Source organism: Synechococcus sp. W65.1 (assembly GCF_047461615.1).
In the GTDB taxonomy this organism is placed as follows: domain Bacteria; phylum Cyanobacteriota; class Cyanobacteriia; order Thermostichales; family Thermostichaceae; genus Thermostichus.
In genome coordinates this window covers 111,156-131,071 of sequence record NZ_JANSHI010000005.1, presented here as the reverse complement: position 1 = coordinate 131,071, position 19,916 = coordinate 111,156, and the positions used below count along the sequence as shown (strand labels likewise).

Below are 19,916 nucleotides of genomic sequence, written 5' to 3'. Positions count from 1 at the left end.
CGCACAACTTCCCGCTGGACTTGGCGGCGGTGGAGGTAGCGCCGGCTGTGCGGGGCTAGTGCTTCCCCAGGTTTCCTGACTCTACTTCCCCTGGCCTCAGCGCCAGGGGTTTTTCTTTCAGGACATACTGGGCGTATTGAGCAAAGAGGACTCCCCGCGGAGCAGTGCTGGATATTCCCATGGTCAAGATTCGGCCTCTAAGTCCGGAACGAGTTGCCCAAATGGCGGCGGGAGAGGTGATCGACTCCCTGGAGGCAGCCCTGCGGGAATTAATAGAAAACGCCCTTGATGCCCAGGCCAGCCGCGTTCAGGTAGATCTTTGGCCCAGCCGCTGGCAGGTGCGGGTAGCCGATAACGGCCAAGGGATCCCAGGCTCGGAGTTGGAGCAGGTAGCCCGTCGCCATACCACGAGCAAGTGGGATGGGTGCAGCCTAGGGTTTCGCGGAGAAGCTCTGCACAGCCTAGCCCGCTTGGGATCCCTGACCATCCAGACCCGTCATGCCACCGATGAGCATGGCTGGCTGGCCACCTACGACCAGCAGGGGGAGTTGATCCACAAGCAGCCAGCAGCCACCGCTCTGGGGACAGTCGTGACGGTGGCGGATTTGTTTGCTAGCTGGCCCCTGCGCCGCTGTCCCCCGCCCCAGACGCGCTCACTCCTAACCTTGATCCAGAACGCTGCACTAGCCCATCCAGGGGTTAGCTGGCAAGTCTGCCAGGAGGGGCAGCTGCTACTTAGTCTTTGGCCGGGCCAATCTCTGCAGGATCTGCTCCTGCAAATGTTGCCGCAGGTGGAGCCTTCCGATCTGCGCTACCGGCGCATTCAAGAGGGGGATAGCGACTGGGAGTTGGTGGTGGGCTTGCCGGATCGCCTGCATCGCCCTCGCCCCGATTGGATCCGGGTGGCCGTCAATGGTCGCTTTGTGCAGATGCTGGAGTGGCAACGGCTAATCCAGTCAGTCTTTCAACACGCTTTGCCCCGCCACCGCCATCCTCTGGTAGTGGTGCACCTGCGCCTGCCACCGGAACAAGTGGACTGGAACCGCCATCCGGCTAAGAGCGAGCTCTATCTACAAAAGCCGCAGAAGCGACAGGAGCAATTGCGCCAGTACCTGCAGGATCTTCTGCGCGCAGGCTCTGCCCAGTCCAGCCGCCGCTCTCTCCATCTCCTCCGCGCCAGCGAGTCCAAGTCGCTCTACAAGGTTTCAGCTCCCTCCGCCGCTGGCTGCTCCTTGCCCCCCCTGAAGGCGCTAGCCCAACTGCACCAAACCTACATTCTAGCGGAGCACCCCCAGGGGCTGTGGCTAGTGGAGCAACACCTGGCCCACGAGCGAGTGCGCTATGAGGAGATCCAACGGCACTGGCAGCTAGTGGAGCTCGAGACACCAGTAATGTTGCAGGGATTGTCTTCCCAAGCCGTGGAGCAGCTGGAACAGTTGGGGCTAGAGCCGGAACCCTTTGGCCCCGCTACGTATTTGGTGCGCCGCCTGCCGCTAGCTCTCTGCTCGGAAGACCCCGAAGAGGTGCAGGGATCCCTTCTGGAACTCAGCCGCTGTGCGGATCTAGAAGCAGCTCAGGTAACCCTGGCCTGTCGTGGTGCCTTGCGCAACGGGATCCCGCTTACCCTGGAGCAGATGCAGCAGTTGCTGGATGCCTGGCAGCGCACGGCTAACCCCCACACCTGTCCCCATGGCCGTCCAGTTTATCTAGTTTTGGCCGAAGCCGACTTAGCCCGCTACTTTCGCCGCCGCTGGGGGATCTGCGACCGCCCCCTCTCTGACCCCAAGCTGGGATCCCTGCGGCTGGGAGACAGTTTGGCCGCTCAAGTACGTCGCTCAGCCGGCTTGCCGGTGTTAGATCCCACGGACGAGGTCAATTCTGCCCCTCTATAATTTCAGGGGTGTCAAGCTGCTGGAACGATCCTATGGCTTCCTATCTCAGAACCCCAGAAGAAACCTGGCTGCAGCGCCATGCGCGCCCAATCTTGGTCTTCTTGTCCAGCTTGGGAGTTCTGTTAACAGCCTACCTTACCTACACCAAGCTGACGGAGCAACCTGCTGCCTTCTGTGGGGGGGATGGGGGGTGTAACCTGGTGCTCTCCAGTCGGTGGGCAGAGTTTTTGGGGATCCCAACCGCAGCCATTGGCCTGCTGGGGTTTCTAGCCGTCTTGGCCCTGGCAGGGCTGCCGGAGGGGATTCCAGGAGTGAAGCGGTGGCGGTGGCCAGCCCTATTTGGCTTGGTTTCCGCCATGACTGCCTTTGAGCTGTACATGCTTTACCTGATGGTGGCGGTGCTACGGCAATTCTGCCTGTACTGCACGGTAGCGATGGGGTTGGTAGCGGGGCTGTGGCTCGTCACGGTGTTTGGCCACCGCTGGCTGGACTGGGCCAAGCTGGCTTTCAGTTACATTCTCGTGGGCCTGTTTACGTTGGTAGTTACCCTTGGGGTGTACGCCAAGCAGGCTCCTCCGCCCAGCCCCCTAGCGGCAGGCTTAGCAGCCCACCTGCGCAAGATTGGCGCCACCATGTACGGGGCCTATTGGTGCCCCCACTGCCAAGAGCAGAAGGCCTTGTTTGGGTCGGCCTTTGCCCAGATACCCTACGTGGAGTGCTCGCCCAACGGGCCCGGCACGCCTCAGGTTGAGGAATGTACGAAGGCAGGGATCACCAGCTATCCCACTTGGATTATCAATGGCCGCAGTTACGTGGGACTCCGCTCGCTGGAAGCTTTGGCAGTAGCTTCTGGGTACTCCCTCAAGGCAGAGGAAGAGCAGGATTGACTGCTCTGATCTGAAGACTGATACAACACTGGACAAAGGCGGACTTTTTCCACGACCCCTAGCTAGGAGCGGGGTTTATCTCCACTGCCCCACTGGAGGGATCTTTACGGGATCACTTCCCGTCGAGCTGTCCTTTTCTTGAGGGTTGCGCCCGTTGCCTACACAGAAACCACGCCGGGTTTGGGCTGCTGGAAAAGTTCGGCTAGAGTCAGAATTAGTAGCTGCGTTTACTTCTTGCCAGGATCCCCATGCTTGCTGCGGCTGCCACGGAAGCACACCTAGAACCCGTTGATTTGGATCGCTTGCTCACGCCTGAAATCCAGCGGCCAGCTCGCTACTTGGGCAAAGAATTCGGGGCTGTCCATCGCCCTTGGGACTCGGCACGGGTGCGTTGGGTGCTAAGTTACCCGGAGCTGTACGAGGTGGGGGCTTCCAACCTGGGCCACATCATCCTCTACAACATCCTCAACGCCCAGCCAGACCAGTTGTGCGACCGCACCTACTTGCCAGGCCCGGATCTGGCGGCTCGGATGCGGCAGCTGGGGATCCCGCTGTTTGCCGTAGAATCGCGTCGCCCCCTGCGCGCTTTCCACATTGTCGGCTTCAGCCTGGCCTATGAGCTGGGGGGCACCAACATCCTAGAGATGCTGGATCTGGCCGGGATCCCGCTCAAGTGGTGGGAACGGCAAGCCTTTACCCCACAAGAGTGTCCCCTCATCTTTGCCGGTGGGCCGACTGCCACCTCCAACCCAGAGCCCTTTGCCGACTTTTTTGATTTCTTCGTCTTCGGGGATGGGGAAGAGGTGCTGCCGGAAATTGGTCAGGTGCTGGCCGGATCCCTGCACAAGCCCCGCCGGGAGGTGCTCTTGGAGCTGGCCCAGGTGCCAGGAGTGTATGTGCCGCAGTTTTACGAGGGGATCCCCCCGCGGCCCATCGTGCCTGGGGTGCCGGAGCGCATTCGCCGCCGCGTAGCGCTGCCCCAACTGCAGTACTCCATTGGTCTAGTACCGCTGGTGGCCACCGTCCACGACCGCCTGGTGGTGGAAGTGCGACGTGGCTGTACCCGCGGCTGTCGCTTTTGCCAACCCGGCATGCTCACCCGCCCTGCCCGCGATGTCGATCCGGAAGCGGTAGTGGAGGCGGTGGTGCAGGGCTTGCGCAAGACCGGCTACAACGAGTTTTCTCTTTCTTCTCTCAGCTGCTCTGACTACCTTTCCCTGCCGGCGGTGGGAGCAGAGCTACATAACCGTCTCCTTGGCCAGCACATTGCCCTTTCCCTGCCCAGCCAGCGGGTGGATCGCTTTGATGAGAACATTTCCGCCATCATGAAGGGATCCCGCCGCTCGGGGCTGACCTTTGCTCCGGAGGCCGGCACGCAACGGCTGCGGGACATCATCAACAAGGGCCTTAGCGATGCTGACCTCATTCGCGGCATTCGCACTGCAGTCCAGGAGGGCTGGGACAAAATTAAGCTCTACTTCATGATTGGCCTGCCCGGCGAGACTGACGACGATGTGATTGGGATTGCCCGCACGGTCGAGATGCTGCAGCGAGAATGTGCGGCCCTGGGCCGCAAGCGGGTGGAGTTTACCCTCACCCTCTCCAACTTTGTCCCCAAGCCCCACACGCCCTTCCAGTGGCACCGGGTGGACTACGCTGACGTGCGGCGCAAGCAGGATCTGCTGCAAAGGGAACTGCGGCGACTGCGGGGAGTCAAGGCCCACTTTACCGATATTCGCTTTAGCATCCTGGAGGACTTGATTGGCAAAGGGGATCGCTCCCTGGGCCGCATGATCGAGCAGGCCTGGCGAGCTGGCGCCGGCTTGGATGCCTGGTGGGAAAACATCGACGCCGCCTATGCCGCCTGGGTGAAGGCCTACTGCGGCGAGGCGGTAGATCCCAGCGCCGATCCAGTGGCCCTCTGCGCCTATCTCCCGATGCGCGAATTTGGCCTGGAGGATCCCTTGCCCTGGGATCACATCGATACCGGCATCGACAAGAAATGGCTGCAGAAAGACTACCGCCGCGCCCTAGAAGCGATCACGGTAGAAGACTGCTCCTTCGAGAAGTGCTCCGCCTGCGGCGTCTGCGGTCCCGGCTTTGGTCACAACATTGTCATCCCGCCCCCGCCCGTTCCGCCCTTGCAAAGCCGCCCCACCCCCACCCCCGATCCTCTCGAGCCAGAGCCGCCTGCCCAGCGTTTCCGCATCACCTACAGCAAAACTGGGGATCTGCGTTGGCTAGGCCACCTGGATCTCATGCGCCTATGGGAGCGGGCCTGTCGGCGCGCCGGCTTGCCCCTAGCCTTCAGCGGCGGCTACCACCCCATGCCTCGACTAGCCAACGCCAACGCCCTACCCATCGGCCAGGAAGGCTACGGCGAAGTCCTCGATCTGGAATTGCTAAAGCGCCCCGAGGGGCCCGTTACCCCTGACGAACTGCGCGCCCTGCTTGTCGAACAACTGCCGCCAGAAATCTCCATCCGGGCCATCCAAGAGATTGGCCTGCGAGATCCCTCGGCTACCGAAGCCGTCTATGCCGCTGAGTATCAGCTCACTGTAAGTTGCGAGTCGCCCACTGCCGACTGGCCAGCCTGGGTCACCCAGATCCTGGATGCGCGCGAGATCTGGATTGAAAAAGTCTCCAAGTCGGGCAAAGCTTCTCTCTTCAATGCCCGTCCCCTGCTATACTACCTGGAGTTTCAGGGCTTGGCCCCCGACGGCAGCGCCTACCTCTTCTACCGCGGCAGTTGCCGCAACAACGGCGCCTACCTGCGGCCCAACCAACTGCTGCAAATGGCCGAGGCCCTGGGCTTGCCTCGCTGGACGCTGCAGGCGTCCAAACGGCTGCGCTTGTTGTGGGAGGACGGCACCTTGAATTCCGACTGAGGACGGGTGGCAGGATCCCCTGGACAAATCTCCAGTCAGGCTGCGGTATCAGGGTTAGCTGGGCTGAGGGATCCCGCAAGCGCTATAATTTTGCTACCCCTGGCTTCTGCCGCTGCCACCCTTGCTAGCCCTCAACCTAACCCAAGGCAAGATGAGCAGCCAGCAAAAGTCGGGCCAAATTTGAGCTCACTATCTAGAGCAGGCAGCAGCCGCAACAGGGCCCAGGCGCCAGGTGCTACAAAGAGGTGTGCCTCTTCCAGTTAGACCTAGCTTTTCATTTCTCCCGAGGACAGGCTTCTTTCCTGCAGGCAAGTTACGGGCAAGAGGTGGCTAGGCTGCCACAGGCTCCTCTGCTGGGCTACTTTTTTCCTGCTGCCTGTCTATAAAGTTCGTCGTTGGCCATTGGAGCAGAGCTTAGGGTAATGGACAGCTGCACGATGAGTCAATTTTGTTGTCAAATCGAGCCAATCCTAGAACACCACTTCTCCGAGACGAGGGCAAATCCAAAACCGCAGGCCGTGGGGGCGGGGAGGAAAATGCATGCCTAGGCAGATCGTTATTGCTGAGCAACACCGCATTGCCGCTGTCTTTGCCGAAGACCAAGTCCAAGAGCTGATCATCGCCAGTGGCACCCACCAGGTGGGGGATATCTACGTGGGTGTCATCGAGAACGTCCTGCCCAGCATCGATGCCGCCTTTGTCAACATCGGCTCTGGAGAACGCAACGGGTTTATTCACGTCAGTGACCTAGGCCCGCTGCGCCTCAAACGCAACCAGGCTCCCATTTCCGAACTGGTCCTGCCGCAACAGAAAGTGCTGGTGCAGGTCATGAAAGAGCCCACTGGCAACAAAGGGCCGCGTCTTACGGGAGACCTGGCTCTTCCAGGGCGCTACCTGGTGCTGCGACCTTACGGCAAAGGGGTGTATTTGTCTCGCCGCATCGAGGATCGAGAAGAACGCAATCGCCTGAAATCGCTAGCCATCTTGATTAAGCCCCCCCAAATGGGCCTGTTGGTGCGCACTGAGGCCGAGGGAGTCGCTGAAGAGGCGATGATCGATGACCTGGAGCAATTGAAAAAGCTCTGGGAAGAGATTCAACAGCAGTACCAGGCGGCACGGGGGCCGGGTCTACTGAGACGAGACGAGGATTTTATCCAGCGGGTGCTGCGGGACGTCTACTCAGACGATGTCAACCGCATCGTTACTGACTCGGCGGCCGGTGCGAAGCGGGTGCGCAGCTATCTGCAAGGCTGGAACAAAGGAAAAATGCCGCCCGGCGTTGTTGTCGAGGTTCACCGTGAGCCCACCCCCATCTTGGAGTATTTCCGGGTCAATGCGGTTATTCGCCAGGCGCTGCGGCCGCGGGTGGATCTACCCTCCGGGGGCTATATCGTCATCGAGCCCACGGAGGCCCTGACCGTGATCGATGTCAACTCTGGCTCTTTCACCCAGTCGGCCACTTCCCGCGAGACGGTGCTGTGGACCAACTGCGAGGCTGCCACCGAGATTGCCCGCCAACTGAGGCTGCGCAACATTGCCGGCGTGATCGTGGTGGATTTCATCGACATGGACTCCCGCCAGGATCAGCTGCTGGTTTTGGAACACTTCAACAAAGCCCTTGCCCATGACAAGGCCCGCCCCCAGGTGGTTCAGCTCTCAGAGTTGGGGCTAGTGGAACTCACCCGCAAGCGGCAGGGGCAGAGCCTCTACGAGATCTTTGGCCACCCCTGCCCCACCTGTGAGGGGCTAGGGATCCTGGCCCGACTGCCGGGATCCGAGCCGGGGCGGCTGTTAACTGTCGAAAGTGGACGACCGGTAACGCTGCCTGGCGAGGCTGAGGAGGGCGAAGAGGAGGGCGCTCCAATTCTGCCCCGCAACGGCGATTCCCAGCGGGCGCGCCTGCAGCTAGGAAGCAATGGGGCATTGCCACCAAGTCTAGACCGCTCTCGACTTGCTCAAGGAGAGCGACTGGAGCCAGAGGAAGCCAGGGCTGAGCCAGTGCGCAAACGGCCTCGCGAAGAGGGAGCGGTAGAAGAGGAAAGCCCGCAGCCACTGCCGGTGGCAGGGGCAGAGCAGAAGCGCAAGGAAGTCCATCGCCCTGGCCGGGGGGAGGATGCTGGGCGCGCCAGTGGGATAGAGTCCCCAGAGAGCCAGCCAGCTCGACAAACCATCACTGTGGAGATGACTCCTCTCCAGCAGCGGGTCTATTCGGAGCTGGGTCTGTCACCCCTGTTGCTTTTGGATCAGCCGCCGCCGGCGGGCCGAGACACGGTGGTTAGGGTCATTTTGCCAGGCACGGCCAAGGTGGCCAGCCCGGTGGAGGCAAAAACCGACACAACTTCTGCCAACGGCGCGCCTTTGGCGGAAGTTGCCCAGCCTGAACGGTTGCCTACAGAATCAATAGCAAAGCCACCGGCAACAGGGGCGCCGCCAGAAGTGGTCATTGATCCCTCTCACCAGTCTCCAGCAGCCTCCAGACGACGGCGCTCTCGCAGCAGCTAGCCAAGCCGGTTAGCGCTCTTGCTTGAGACAGCGCTGAGGCCGTATGGACAGAGCAACGAAGCCAAGCTTAAGGTGCGAGGGATCCCTGTGGCAAGAGGGGATCCTGCGGGTAGCAGGCGTGGATGAAGTGGGGCGAGGAGCCTTGGCGGGGCCGGTAGTGGCAGCGGCAGTCATCCTGCCACCCCACCTTGATCCCGAGGTACTGGCGGGGGTAAAGGATGGCAAGCAACTGCGCCCACGGCAGCGTGCCCAATGGGCAGAGCGGATTTGCCAAGTGGCCCTGGCTGTAGGCATTGGCAGTGCTTCTGCTGCCGAAATTGACCAACTCAACATTCGCCAGGCAACATTGCTGGCCATGCAGCGAGCTCTGGCCCAAGTGGGGGAAGTGGAGCACATCCTGCTGGATGGACTGCCGCTGGCGGAGCTGGGATCCCAGCAGACGGCGCTGGTCAAAGGGGATCAGCTCTGCCTCTCCATCGCCGCTGCCTCCATCGTGGCCAAGGTCTGGCGGGATGCCCTGATGCAGAGCTGGGACTCCCAGTACCCCGGCTACGGCTGGCGCACCAACGTCGGCTATGGGACACGGGAGCACTGGCTAGCGCTGCAGCGCTTGGGGCCAAGCCCCCAGCATCGCCATAGCTTTGCCCCTGTCCGGGACTTGCAAGCAGGCCAGTGGGAGGGTAGGATAAGGTCTGAAGGCTGCCCACGTAGCTCAGCGGACTAGAGCACTGGGTTCCGGTCCCAGGGGTCGGAGGTTCGAATCCTTTCGTGGGCGTTAGTTGGGATTGGGTCAAGGGCTGGCGGTGGGCGCTGGCAACACGTAGATAGACTCCACCTGCTGGCCTGGCGAGGGGACAGCTTGAATGATCCCTTTTCCAATGTGATAGATGACTTTCTCGGCCTGGAGTTGATTTTCTCCTTGGCGGACGGTGACCCGGCCTTCCAGCTCAATCCGCTGCTCTTGGCTGTAGTAGACCGCCTTGTGAGCGCGGGCCGTGAGGCGCTCAGCAGGGAAGCGGAGGGTAACATTGCCAGTGGCTACGAACACCCCTGTATTCGCGTTGGCCTCCTGAACATCGGCGCTAATGCTGATGGCGCGTGGATTTTGCCCCCACGCTGGGCCGGGGATCGCAAGGGCCAACCCTATGCCCACCGCCCAACCCACCTTCCTCTGGCGGCCCAAGCTCCTTTGGTCAAGGTCGATCCCCCTCGCCATTCCCTCCCCTGGTTAAACCACTCCAGCAGCCAGTCTAGCCTGGGATCCCTGATCCCGCTGCTGGGGCAGCCTGTTGGTCCTTGCCATCCCCTCCCCTGGGCAGGACTTGAGCCAGTTGCTTTTCCAACTCGCTAACCCGCTGCAGCAACTGGCGGTTGGTCTCCAGCAGCTCCCGCGCCTGGCTGCTGAGATAGGGATCCGATTCCCACCAGTTGATCCCAATCTCCTTGGCCTTGTCCACCGAAGAGATCAGCAGCCGAATGCGCACCCTGAGCAGCTCCACATTGCCCACGGAAACGGTGATATCTCCAGCGATGACAATGCCCTTGTCCAGAACCCGCTCCAGGACATCGGCCAGAGAAGAGCCATGCGTTGCCGTGGCCAGGGGCTGAGAGGCAATGGGCACTGGGAATTCTCCTCCAAAGCGTGCAAACCAATATCAGTTGGGCAGTTGATCCAGCAAGTAGTTGAGCACCTGGGCTCCTTCCTCGTAGCGCTTGCCGGCCCTGGGCAACAGCACGTCGGCACACAGAGCACGAAAGTCGGCATCGTTCTTACTCACCGCCAGCTCGTGCTCCCTGACGATGCGTCCAATCATCAGACAACTGCGCAGGCTGGGTTGGCGAGTCAGATCCAACCTGCGGCGGAAGGTACGGACAAGGTGGACAATCTTAAGCGCGTCGGAAGCCGATAGGCCAATGCGGGAAATGAGGATCTCCTTTTCCGTCTCGATGTCGGGCTCCCCAATATCGATGGTAATCATCCGATCCAACAGCGCATCCTGAGCCCTGTGAACCCCCGTGTATTCCTCGGGGTTGGAGGTGAAGATGGCCCGAAACTGGGGATGCACCCGCAGATATTCGGAGCGGTGGCTGCCCGGCGGCAAAACCAGCAGCCTTTCTTCCAAGGCACTTAGGAGGGCGTTGTTGGCCTCGGGGCGGGAGCGGTTGAACTCGTCGTAGATGAGGGTAAACCCCTCCCGGCAGGCCAAGGTGAGGCGGGCATCTACCCAGCGCTGCTGCACATCTTCCTCTACCTTCACCACTGAATGGATGAAGTTATCCACCACCCGCCGATGGGTAAAGCCAGTGCGCCCCCCGATGAGGTCGGAAGAATCGAAGCGATCGTCGCCGTAGATCAGCATGATGGGGCGACCTAGAAGGCTGGCCAAATGCATTGCCAGGGTGGTCTTGCCTGTGCCCGAAGGCCCCCGCAGATGCACGGCAAAACCGGATTGCAGATAGCGCAAGGCGCGGCGGGTAATCCGCTCAATGTAGGGAGTGCTTACAAACTGGCGGGGACGCGCTTGCAAAACCGTAGCCATATCAATACCCAACGCTTAACTTGCCTGGACTATAGCCGTAAGCCGTAACCGTCTTCTTGCGCTTACGGAGACGGGGGCGGAACTGAGATCACAGCCGTCGCTGACACCATACGCCGCAAGGTGGCCAAGATTTCCGAGGGATCCACCCCCAGATCCACGGCACCGCGGGCCAGCAGATCCCGCACTCGCTCCCGATCGCCAATCACCTGCAGCAAGGTTAGGTTGGGATCCTGCGCCTGCAGGGCTGCCACATAGTTGTTGACGTAGTTCAGGATTGGATCCGGCTGCTCCTCGCCAGCAAGTGGGGGTGCAACTCGATCTTGAGAGGGCTCAGGGGGTGGCGGCGCTACAGGAGTATCCCCTGGGGGTTCGCTCTTGCTTGTAGCCTCTGGCTGAGGAGCTTCGCCTGGAGCTATTTCTGGGGGGTTGTCCCAACACTCAAACTGCTTCTCAACAGCCCCAGAATCTTCAGGTAGGAGGACAGGGATCCCATCCCCCCACACCTGCTCGCGCAACGCCCTGCAGAAAGCTGCCAAAGCCTGGCGGAGCGCTTGGGCTTCTGCCCGCTGTTCTTGGGCAATCCGAGCCAGCTCCTGCCGTACCCGTTGCCGCAAGTCGGCATAGAAAGCCTGCCGCACTTGTCGGGTTTGGTTGGCCATGGCCTGCCGCGCCTGGGCATAGGTGGCTAGCAAGCTCTTCACCATCGCTGTCAAGTCGGCTTGAAAAGTCTCTAGCTCCTGCCGCTGCGCCTGCGATTGGGCGGCCCGTTCTTGGGCCAGGCGAGAGAGAAGCACCGCCACTCCTTGGGCCCGCTGCGCTGCAGCCTCTAGACGGGCATGTTTGTCCAAAGCCCGCTGCGCCGCTCGGTTCTGCTCCAGGCTGCGCAGTTGGCTGCGGGTTTGCTCCCTCTGCTGCTGTACTGCCTCTTGGCGTTCCTGGCGACGTCGTCTCAGCTCGGCCATCAGAGCGCGGTGCTGCTCCAGGCGCTGCTGCCGGGATCCGCTCAACAAACTTAGGTTTCGAGCCACCCGTCGGCTGCGGGCTTCGGCCCACTGCTTCTGCAAACTCATGGCGTTCTCTCCTTGGCAGTTTTTTACTTCCCCTCAAACCGCAAGCCAATCGCTTGAAGGGGGAGGAGGCAGAGATTCTTTTGAACCCCTGCCTCACTTGCCGACTGCATTTCTCTTAGTTAAAGGCTGAGGCTTTGTTGGGAGCTGGGAAGTCGATTAGGAGGTTTGGACAGCGGGAGCGGCAGCAGTAGCCGTTAGGCCCACAGCCTCGGCGTACTTCAGGTAGGTCTCCACCGAAGCCACGACGACGCGCGCTTCAATGGCCAACAGCTCGATCCCCACCAGCGAAACCCGCACCCAGGCATCGACCACAATGCCCTTGTCCAAGATGCGATCGATCACCTCGGCCAAGCTCGAAGAAGAGTTCACTTTCTCAACTGCCATAGCCTCTCTCCTGCAAGGATGATGGTTGAAAAGGACAACAATTCGGTGGCAAAGCGGTAGATAGAAGGGATCCCAAACGGGATTGGCCCTCTCTAAGGCGACAGGTGCACGTTCTGCCACCCCAGCGCTATTCCGCTAGCTTTTTCCGGGGAGAACAGAAGAACACGGCAGGTCGACAAGGCTTGCCGTCTTCTCTAAGCGCACCCCCCTACATAGTAGCCGCTGGCAGAAAAAGTGGGTCAAAGGGCGAGAGCGCTTTTTAGCGTTGGCTAAGCCAAGGTGCGGGCCGGCAGGGATCCCCTATACTGAGAGCAGTGCGCTTGCCGATACGCCGTCCGTTCACTGACCAAGAGGACTGCCGTGACCGACTTTGACACTGGGATCCCGAGTGTGCGTCGCCTACAGCAGGTGATTCGGGATCGAGAAATCCTGGAGGTTAAGCTCAATACGGGAGATGTCTTCGTCGGCCAGCTACGCTGGCAGGATCCCGACTGTCTCTGCTTAGCAGACGCGGAGGGGCAAGAATCGCTGCTGTGGCGCTCCGCCATCGCCTTTGTCAAAGTCCGACCTCACCCCTAAACCCAAATTCCCCTAGCCTCTTTGTTGTCGCTGGCTTCCCAGCGGCAGGAGCTCTTGGCGCATCCATCGACAGCTCTAGCCAAAGCTTCTAGCAGAAAGGTTATGATTCAGCAACAAGAAGAGTGAAAAACTTGACCTTCCTCGCCTCCAGCCATGACAACCGGCACCCTAGAGCTCGCCCTGCAGCCCGCTGCCCAGCGACACAACCACTACAGCCGTGAGGACTTCTACCGCTTCGACCCCTCGCGGGGATCTCTAGTGGACTGGACGGGCGCGCGCAATGTCTTGGTCAGCGAAGACTTTATCCTCGGCTTGCAGCAGGGGCTGGAAGAAGAGGTGGGGGATGCCTCTGCTTCTTTGATGTATACCATTGGCCGCGAGTGGGGGCGCAACGATGCTCTCCACTTCTCCCGCTGGTTCGAGGAGGAGTACCGGCGCAAGCCCAAGCAGACCCACCTCATGTTTCTCCTGGAAACCTGGTGGTGGCCTCTGACCTCGCAAGGCTGGGGGCGCTGGGAAGTCGAGCTCGAAAGCCGGCGGCAGGGGTTTATTTTCATCAACCTGTTCGACTCGGCTGTGGCCCGCACCTTGGGGGATGTGGGCAAACCCGTTTGCCACCTCTACGCCGGCCTATTTGCCGGTTTTTTCAGCACGATGGTAGAGCGGCAGCTCAACTGCATCGAGATCCAGTGCTACTCCATGGGGGAAAGCTACTGCAAGTTTTTGCTCGGCAGCAAAGAGCGCATTGACGCGGCTGCCTTTTGGCTCAACGAGGGGGCCACGGCTAGTGAAATTGCCCAAAAGTTGCGCTCTGGTCAAGGGGTGGCCAAGGCATGACGCCAGAGAGCTTTCTAGAGGAGTCGGTACAGAGCTTTTTTGCCCGCTTGAACTGGGATAACCGTCCACGGCAAAGCCGCTTGCTGCCAATGCCCTTCTTACAAGTGCGGGAGTACCTTAACTCCATCCCCTGGCCCGGGGATCCCCTGGCCTTGGCGGCCCGTTCTTGGCAATCCCTGGGGTCGGTACCGGAAGCTGGGCTAGAGGAAGAGCAGATCACCTTGGACGACCTATTCAGCCTGTTTTGAACGCCAGCCTTCTAGGAGAAGCGAGATGGTCAGCCCCTTGGAGCAAATGCTAATCGAGGCAGAGGCTCGCTACCTCACCTCGGAGCAGCTGGATCAGCTTAAAGCCTATGTCCTCGGCTGGCCAAAACGGCAGCACGTGTACCGGGCTCTGCGGGAGGGGGAGGCTCAGATGGTGGGCCGCACCTTGGAGGCTCTGCAGAAGGAGATGCCCAACCTCTCCCCCCAGGTCGTGGATCTGTGCCGTCGGCACCTGTCGCTGTTGCTGCGGCACAGCGCCCTGGCCATGTTGCTGCAGGACGAAAACCTCCTCAAAGAGCGGCTCATCGACTGGATGGAAGAGGAAGTGCGCCTGTATGGGCTGCAGAACGTCTACGAAGTTGCCCATCGGCTTTTCCAGCAGGAGCTCAAAGACTGCCTACAACCTGGCGAACTCGAGTTCATCCGTCCCTTGATTACCCGCGTGCAGGCAGCTTTGCTAGCTTTAAGCGGCCTCCCAGCCGCCTAGCGGTGGCTTCCATTCGCCAACCCAGGGATCCTCTATGGCTGACACCGTTTCCCTTGCCAACAGCTCTGCCGGCTTTGATCCCTACACGCCGGTTCTGGCCAACTACTACGCGCCCAGCCTCTACCTGCAAAGCGATCTGGAGTCGGGTTTGCTAGAAAGTCGCCACGGCGACCGTCTCCTAGCCCTTCCAGAGACCTTATTGCGAGCCATCTACACTGGTCTGGAATACGAGACAGGACAAGCAGCCCGTCTGGTGCTGCGCCACTGTGGCCGCATGTGGGGCAAGGAGTTTTTCCGCCGCTTTGCCCAGGAGCTCTCCGACTACTACCAAAAGCCCCTAGCTGAGCTGGAGATGGGCCTTTTTCTCCAGAATCTCAAACAGGCTTGGAAAACCCACGGCTGGGGGTTGATCGACCTCGACTGGACCTACAAAGACCAGGGGGTAGTGGTGGTGTCGATTCGCAACTCTCCCTTCGCCGCTGCCACGCCTTCCCACTTTAAGCGCCCAATGGGCTTCTTGGAGGCAGGGCTATTGGCCACTTGGTTTAGCCAATTGACTGGCCAGGACTTGGCCTGCGTGCAAACCACCAGCGAGGCTCTGGGGGCAAAAAGCAACTTGTTTATCTTGACGGCTGCCAACCGCCTCAAGGAGGCAGAAACCTGGGTGGACGCGGGCCTTAGCCACGAGCAGATCCTAGAGAAGGTGTTGCAGCCTGCCCCCTAGCTTGCAAGGAGGGGGTGGGATCCCAAAGAGACAAACTGTATAATCTTGTGAAAGCAAGACGAGCTCAAAGGCACGAGGGCCAAGCCATTGGGGTGGCGGGTGAGAGCAATTCGAGGAGCCATCACCGTGCCGGCCAACACTGCCGAGGCCATTGGTGCGGCAGTCAACGAGCTGCTGGATGCCCTAGAACATCGCAACGCCATTGATCCGGCAGAGGTAGTGAGCGTCATTTTCTCCGTTACCCCTGACCTAGATGCCGCCTTTCCTGCCCAATTTGCCCGCCGCCGTCCTGGCTGGGAGGCAGTGCCTCTGCTGGACGTGCAACAGATGGAGGTCAATGGCGCTTTGCCCCGCTGCATCCGTGTTTTAATCCAACTGAACACTCCCCTGACCCAGGCGGAGATGCACCACGTTTATCTAAGAGGCGCTCGCGAGTTACGGCCCGATCTCAGCCCCGTCTAGGAAGATTGCTTTTGCCGCAGTTGAGCTTCCCACTGTTGCAGCTGCTCCTGACGGGCAGCTATCTCCGCTTCGCGACGGCTTAACTCTTGGCTTTGCCGAGTTAGGGAAAAACGCCAGCTTTCAATCTCCGTCCAGTCAACTAGGCTGTAGGCTTGGGAGAGACTGTGCAGCATCTCCACCAGCTTCATCGCCGCCTCTTCCACCTGCTGCACCTGCCGGTTTTCTCCCAGCTCGACCAGCAGCAACACCCCAACGTTGTAAGGGGCTGCCTCCTTGAGAGTAATCCGCCCCGGCTGAGGCAGCGGTGTCCAAATCCCCTTCTCGCCCTGTTGGGCTAGAAGCTGTAACTCCGCTGGGCCAAAAAGACTTTTCTTGTCTACCCGTGCCAGGTACAGCATGGAGCCTACTGGGAGCTGCCGTCGATTCTAGCACCAACCCCTCCCTACCAAAGCATCCTGATCCTGGGCCGTGCCAGCAGAAGGATTGGTGTTAGGATCGGCTCTGAAAGGGGTAAAGCTTACAGCTTTCCCGCTCCTATCGTTTGGGGATCCCTGGCATGTTTCTCACCCAAAGCCCCTACTTTTTGATGGCAGCCCTGGTGGCAATTGCCAGTGGAGCCATCTTTGCCGTCCGCTTTGTCAAGCCCGAAGCCTCGGAAGAGTCAGATGTAATCTTCGCTACGATGGGCCTGATCTACTCCATCTCTCTGCTCCTGGAAGGTCAGCGCCTAATCCCCTTGCTGTTTTTTGCCCAGGTGCTGTTGGCGGTGATGGCGGGCTGGTTTGCCATCCAGACCTTCCGCCTGCGCATTCTCCTAAACGAGAAGGTGCGCCAGATAACTGGAGTTCGTCCAGCTATGCGGCGCCAAGGCTTTAGCCGCACCTATCCGCCCGATGGCTATGGCCAAGGACGTGCCGTTGCCAGCGCGGCCAGCGGATCCCGCATTCGCGATGCCTCCTCCTCTACCCGCTCCATTCCTGAGCGCAGCGAGGAACCAGCTCGCCGCCCGCGGCCACAGTTGACCAGCAGTACGCAGGTGCGCCCGCGTCGTCGTTCGGAGGATGACGAGGAAGAGCTAGAGACAACCTTGCAGCAGGAGGCTGAGTCTTCCCCTCCGCCTTCCGCCCGTCGCCCTCGTCGCCCAAGCCCCGAGGAGTACCGGGAAGATCTTCAGGAGGAGCAAGGCACTGACTCGGGTAGCCGACGTCGCCCTCCCCGTCTACCCCAAACTCAAGAGGAGAGCTACGCCGAAGAAAAGCCTCGCCCTTCCTCTCGCCGCGTCGTCGAGGTGGAGTCGGTGGAAGTGCAGGAGGCAGAGCCGGACGAATCCGAGGATGACTTGTTTTAGCTGACCCAGCAGACCCCCAGAAGCCTTTAGCCGGTATTGCGCATGCCAGCGGCAATGCCATTGATGGTGAGAAGGGCTCCGCGCAGCAGCTCAGCGCGGCTGTGCTGGCTGGGGTGAAGGGGGGGTCTTTGCTTGCCGCGCAGGCGCTTGAGCAGCGAGATCTGAATAAAGCCCAGGGGCACAATGGAGCGGTTGCGCAACTGGATTGAGCGTCTTAGGTAGGGGTCACTTTCCAACAGCTCCCTATGGCCGGTAATTTTTAAAACCATCTCGCGGGTGCGGTGCATTTCTTGGGCAATGAGCTCAAACAGCTCCATTGCCCGCGGCAAACGCTCGGGGGAGCTCATTTCCTGGACATAGTGGCGGGCAATCTGCAAATCCGCTTTAGCCAGAGTCATCTCCACCTTGGAGATCACCATGCGGAAGAAGGGCCACTCGCGGTAGAGGTGTTGCAGGTGGGTGAGATGGTGCTCGCCTTGGGCGGCGTATTCCTGGAGAGCAGTGCCCACTCCGTACCAGGCTGGCAGGAGAAAGCGGCTTTGCGTCCAGCTAAATACCCAAGGGATGGCCCGCAGGGATCGGATATCCTTTGAGCCATCGCTACGGCGGGCTGGGCGAGAGCTAATCTGCAGTTGGCTAATCTCTTCGATAGGAGTGACCTCGTGGAAAAACTCCTCAAAGCCCTCCTGCTCGTAGACCAGGTTGCGGTACACCTGCCGCGAGCGCTCCGCTAGGGACTCCATCAGGCGCGACCACTCGTGCAGGTCATTGGGGTAAGTGCGCAGCAGGCTGGCCTGAATGACAGCGCTAGTAACCGTCTCTAGGTTGAAAAGGGCCAGATCCTGGAGGGAATACTTAGAAGCCAGCACCTCTCCCTGTTCGGTAATCTTGATGCGGCCCCCCACGCTGCGCCCAGGCTGGGCCAAGATGGCCTCGTAAGCCGGCCCGCCGCCGCGACCCACCGAGCCACCCCGCCCATGGAAGATCTGCAACTTTACCCCACACGCCTCGGCCACCGCCTGGAGCCGCTGCTGGGCCTTGTAGATCTCCCAGTTGCTGCTCAAAAAGCCGGCATCCTTGTTGCTATCGGAGTAGCCCAGCATCACCTCCTGTAAATTCTCCTGCTGGGCCAGGTACTGGCGATAGAAGGGGATCTCCAGCAACTGCCGCAAGATCTCCGGCGCCCGCTGCAGGTCTTCCACCGTCTCAAACAGCGGCACTACCGCTATAGACCCGCGCCCGCTAATGGGATCATAAAGGCCCACCTCCTTGGCCAGCAGTAAAACCTCTAGCAGATCGCTCAGCTGGCGGCTCATGCTGATGATGTAGGTCTGGCAGATGTCTCGACCAAACTCCTGCTGCAGGCGGCGCAGGGTACGCAAGGTGGCAATCAGCTCCGCCGTTTTCTCAGAAAAAGGAGCCTCCAGCGGAATCAGGGGCCGCCGGGTTTGCAGCTCCTGCAGGAGAAAAGCCGTTTTTTCCTCCTCCGTCATCTGGCTATAAGGCCGCGGCAAGATGCGCAAGTACTCGCAGATCTCCGTGAGCGCGGCCTCGTGGTAGCTGCTGTCTTGGCGGATATCTAGGTGAGCCAGGTGAAAGCCAAAGACCTGTACCTGTTCGATGAGGTAGTCCAACTGGCGGCAGGAAAGGCCGCTGTTTTTCAAGCTTCTTTGGATGAGTTGCAAGTCGGCCAAAAACTCCTCGGCGCTGGCGTAAGCGTTGCCCAAGGAAGGAGGAGCGGGCAGACAGGCGGAATCAGCCAAGTTGCGGTTGCGCTCCCGCGTCAACTCTAGCCGCCGCAGGATGTAGCTGAGCTTCAGTCGGTAGGGCTCCTGGCGGTATTGCAAGGAAAAGGTCTCGTAAACCTCAGGCATGAGGCGGCGATCCTGCTCGAGGGCGTCCAGCAGTTGGCTGTCCACATCTCCCCAGTGCAAAGAGACGCTTAGGGTTTTGGTGAGCGCTTTCACCGACTCAATGTATTTGCCCAAAATGAGGTTGCGCTGGTAGCGGGCTGTTTGCCAGGTTACGTCGGCAGTCACTGAAGGGTTGCCGTCGCGATCCCCGCCCACCCAGGAGCCGAAGTTGCAAAATCCTGCAGGGGGCGGCTCGACGGTGGGAAAGGACTTTTTCAGGCTGCGCCTGAGGCGCTCGTGCAGTAGAGGGATAGCCTGAAACAGTACCTCTTCAAAATAGTGCAGGGTGTAATCGACTTCGTTGAGCACCGTCGGCTTGGTTTGGTGCAACTCGTCGGTGCGCCACCAGAGCAAAACTTCCTCTGCCAGCTGTTCTCTCAACATCTGAGCTTGCAGAGGGTCGAACTGCTCTGCCCAGTCCAGTTGGCTGAGCAGACGGGAGAAGACCCGTTGTTTTTCGCGGATGGTGTGGCGGACAATCTCAGTGGGGTGGGCGGTAAACACCAAGCGGATGTGCAGCCGCTCCAGCAGGCGGCGCAGCAAGCCAGGCGGCACTCCCTGAGCCCGGAGGTAGGGGAAGAGCCGTTCAAATTTTTCGTTTTCCCGCACGGTGCGCTGTTGGCTGTCCACCATGCGCATATCCGAGTCTTCTGCTCGCTCGTAATTTTGTTCAACAATGTTGATGAGCTGAAAGAACAAGGCAAAGGCGCGCGCTGCTTGAATGGCTTCCTCAAGGCTAAGGTTCTCAACAATTTGGAAGACTTCTGGGATTGGATATTCTAGAGCTTGTCCTTCGGGAGAACACAGGGAGCGCAGCCGTCGCAGCAGATCCACCAACGGCTGCCCACACTCCCGCAGGATTACCGATTCCCAAAGTTCTTCAACCAGTTGCAGGCGCTGGTTCAACAAGGTGTTCCGGCGATCGAGCACCTCGTCCCTAGGGAGGGCCCGGTCCAAGGAATCCCGTTGCGCCAGGAGAGAGGCCTCCTTCAGGCCGTTAGCAGAACCACTGGCCTGCTCTGCAGCCGCTAGGTGGGAGGAAGAGGTCATGAAGGCAGCTCCTAGAACGACCATCCCAATATTAGAACTTGTCCGCCGGCAGCACAGAGGTAGCCGACATGACGAGGAAAGGGAGGT

The 19,916-nt window shown here is 60.2% G+C and carries 19 protein-coding genes and 1 tRNA gene; 13 read left to right on the top strand and 7 right to left on the bottom strand.

Annotated features, from left to right (window positions below; genetic code table 11):
- The first annotated feature begins 179 nt into the window (after positions 1–179).
- From mutL to NW806_RS04410, 6 genes are all read left to right on the top strand, one after another.
- Entirely contained in the window at positions 180–1,892 is a 1,713-nt protein-coding gene (gene mutL / locus NW806_RS04435) for a DNA mismatch repair endonuclease MutL (protein WP_414410168.1), read from the top strand.
- 32 nt (positions 1,893–1,924) lie between these two features.
- Positions 1,925–2,779 carry a vitamin K epoxide reductase family protein gene (locus NW806_RS04430; protein ID WP_414410167.1) on the top strand — a complete coding sequence of 285 codons (855 nt, stop codon included), beginning with the start codon at positions 1,925–1,927 and terminating at the stop codon, positions 2,777–2,779.
- A gap of 248 nt (positions 2,780–3,027) precedes the next feature.
- Positions 3,028–5,667 (top strand): TIGR03960 family B12-binding radical SAM protein, encoded by a 2,640-nt coding sequence (locus tag NW806_RS04425; protein WP_414410166.1) that lies wholly within the window; start codon positions 3,028–3,030, stop codon positions 5,665–5,667.
- A gap of 540 nt (positions 5,668–6,207) precedes the next feature.
- On the top strand, positions 6,208–8,169 hold the full coding sequence (locus NW806_RS04420) for an Rne/Rng family ribonuclease (RefSeq protein WP_414410165.1): 1,962 nt from the start codon (positions 6,208–6,210) through the stop codon (positions 8,167–8,169).
- Between the two features lie 43 nt (positions 8,170–8,212).
- Positions 8,213–8,893: a ribonuclease HII gene (locus NW806_RS04415; protein ID WP_414410164.1), complete on the top strand. Its 681-nt coding sequence runs from the start codon at positions 8,213–8,215 to the stop codon at positions 8,891–8,893.
- Positions 8,871–8,944: transfer RNA gene (locus NW806_RS04410), tRNA-Arg, on the top strand. The genes NW806_RS04415 and NW806_RS04410 overlap by 23 nt, the downstream gene beginning before the upstream one ends.
- Positions 8,945–8,959: 15 nt before the next feature.
- Here NW806_RS04410 and NW806_RS04405 read toward each other — a convergent pair.
- From NW806_RS04405 to gvpA, 5 genes are all read right to left on the bottom strand, one after another.
- Positions 8,960–9,385 carry an LptA/OstA family protein gene (locus NW806_RS04405; RefSeq protein ID WP_414410163.1) on the bottom strand — a complete coding sequence of 142 codons (426 nt, stop codon included), beginning with the start codon at positions 9,383–9,385 and terminating at the stop codon, positions 8,960–8,962.
- Between the two features lie 34 nt (positions 9,386–9,419).
- A complete protein-coding gene (locus NW806_RS04400; protein ID WP_414410162.1) occupies positions 9,420–9,791 on the bottom strand; it encodes a gas vesicle protein in 372 nt (123 codons plus the stop codon).
- Positions 9,792–9,824: 33 nt separating this feature from the next.
- A complete protein-coding gene (gene gvpN, locus NW806_RS04395; RefSeq protein WP_414405735.1) occupies positions 9,825–10,709 on the bottom strand; it encodes a gas vesicle protein GvpN in 885 nt (294 codons plus the stop codon).
- Positions 10,710–10,771: 62 nt separating this feature from the next.
- Positions 10,772–11,779, bottom strand: coding sequence for a gas vesicle protein GvpC (gene gvpC, locus NW806_RS04390; RefSeq protein ID WP_414410161.1), 1,008 nt, complete (start codon positions 11,777–11,779; stop codon positions 10,772–10,774).
- Between the two features lie 156 nt (positions 11,780–11,935).
- Entirely contained in the window at positions 11,936–12,163 is a 228-nt protein-coding gene (gvpA, locus tag NW806_RS04385; protein ID WP_414404485.1) for a gas vesicle structural protein GvpA, read from the bottom strand.
- A 360-nt stretch (positions 12,164–12,523) separates the two neighbouring features.
- Here gvpA and NW806_RS04380 point away from each other — a divergent pair, with 360 nt between their 5' ends.
- The 6 genes from NW806_RS04380 to aroH all read left to right on the top strand — a co-directional run bounded on the left by NW806_RS04380 (position 12,524) and on the right by aroH (position 15,518).
- On the top strand, positions 12,524–12,742 hold the full coding sequence (locus NW806_RS04380) for an Hfq-related RNA-binding protein (protein WP_414410160.1): 219 nt from the start codon (positions 12,524–12,526) through the stop codon (positions 12,740–12,742).
- Between the two features lie 153 nt (positions 12,743–12,895).
- The gene (locus NW806_RS04375; RefSeq protein WP_414405737.1) at positions 12,896–13,579 is read left to right on the top strand and encodes a V4R domain-containing protein; all 684 of its coding nucleotides are present in this window, start codon (positions 12,896–12,898) and stop codon (positions 13,577–13,579) included.
- Positions 13,576–13,827, top strand: a complete 252-nt coding sequence (locus NW806_RS04370; protein WP_414410159.1) for a hypothetical protein — start codon at positions 13,576–13,578, stop codon at positions 13,825–13,827. The genes NW806_RS04375 and NW806_RS04370 overlap by 4 nt, the downstream gene beginning before the upstream one ends.
- A gap of 25 nt (positions 13,828–13,852) precedes the next feature.
- On the top strand, positions 13,853–14,332 hold the full coding sequence (locus tag NW806_RS04365) for a hypothetical protein (protein ID WP_414410158.1): 480 nt from the start codon (positions 13,853–13,855) through the stop codon (positions 14,330–14,332).
- Between the two features lie 34 nt (positions 14,333–14,366).
- Entirely contained in the window at positions 14,367–15,056 is a 690-nt protein-coding gene (locus NW806_RS04360) for a V4R domain-containing protein (RefSeq protein WP_414410157.1), read from the top strand.
- Positions 15,057–15,143: 87 nt separating this feature from the next.
- Positions 15,144–15,518 carry a chorismate mutase gene (aroH, locus tag NW806_RS04355; RefSeq protein ID WP_414395182.1) on the top strand — a complete coding sequence of 125 codons (375 nt, stop codon included), beginning with the start codon at positions 15,144–15,146 and terminating at the stop codon, positions 15,516–15,518.
- On the opposite strand, the gene NW806_RS04350 is transcribed toward aroH, so the two are convergent.
- Positions 15,515–15,916, bottom strand: a complete 402-nt coding sequence (locus NW806_RS04350; RefSeq protein ID WP_414410156.1) for a hypothetical protein — start codon at positions 15,914–15,916, stop codon at positions 15,515–15,517. The two genes, aroH and NW806_RS04350, sit on opposite strands and share 4 nt — an antisense overlap.
- A gap of 158 nt (positions 15,917–16,074) precedes the next feature.
- On the opposite strand from NW806_RS04350, the gene NW806_RS04345 reads away from it, so the two are divergent.
- The gene (locus NW806_RS04345; protein ID WP_414410155.1) at positions 16,075–16,866 is read left to right on the top strand and encodes a Ycf66 family protein; all 792 of its coding nucleotides are present in this window, start codon (positions 16,075–16,077) and stop codon (positions 16,864–16,866) included.
- A gap of 26 nt (positions 16,867–16,892) precedes the next feature.
- On the opposite strand, the gene ppc is transcribed toward NW806_RS04345, so the two are convergent.
- The gene (ppc, locus tag NW806_RS04340) at positions 16,893–19,829 is read right to left on the bottom strand and encodes a phosphoenolpyruvate carboxylase (RefSeq protein WP_414410154.1); all 2,937 of its coding nucleotides are present in this window, start codon (positions 19,827–19,829) and stop codon (positions 16,893–16,895) included.
- Positions 19,830–19,916 lie beyond the last annotated feature (87 nt).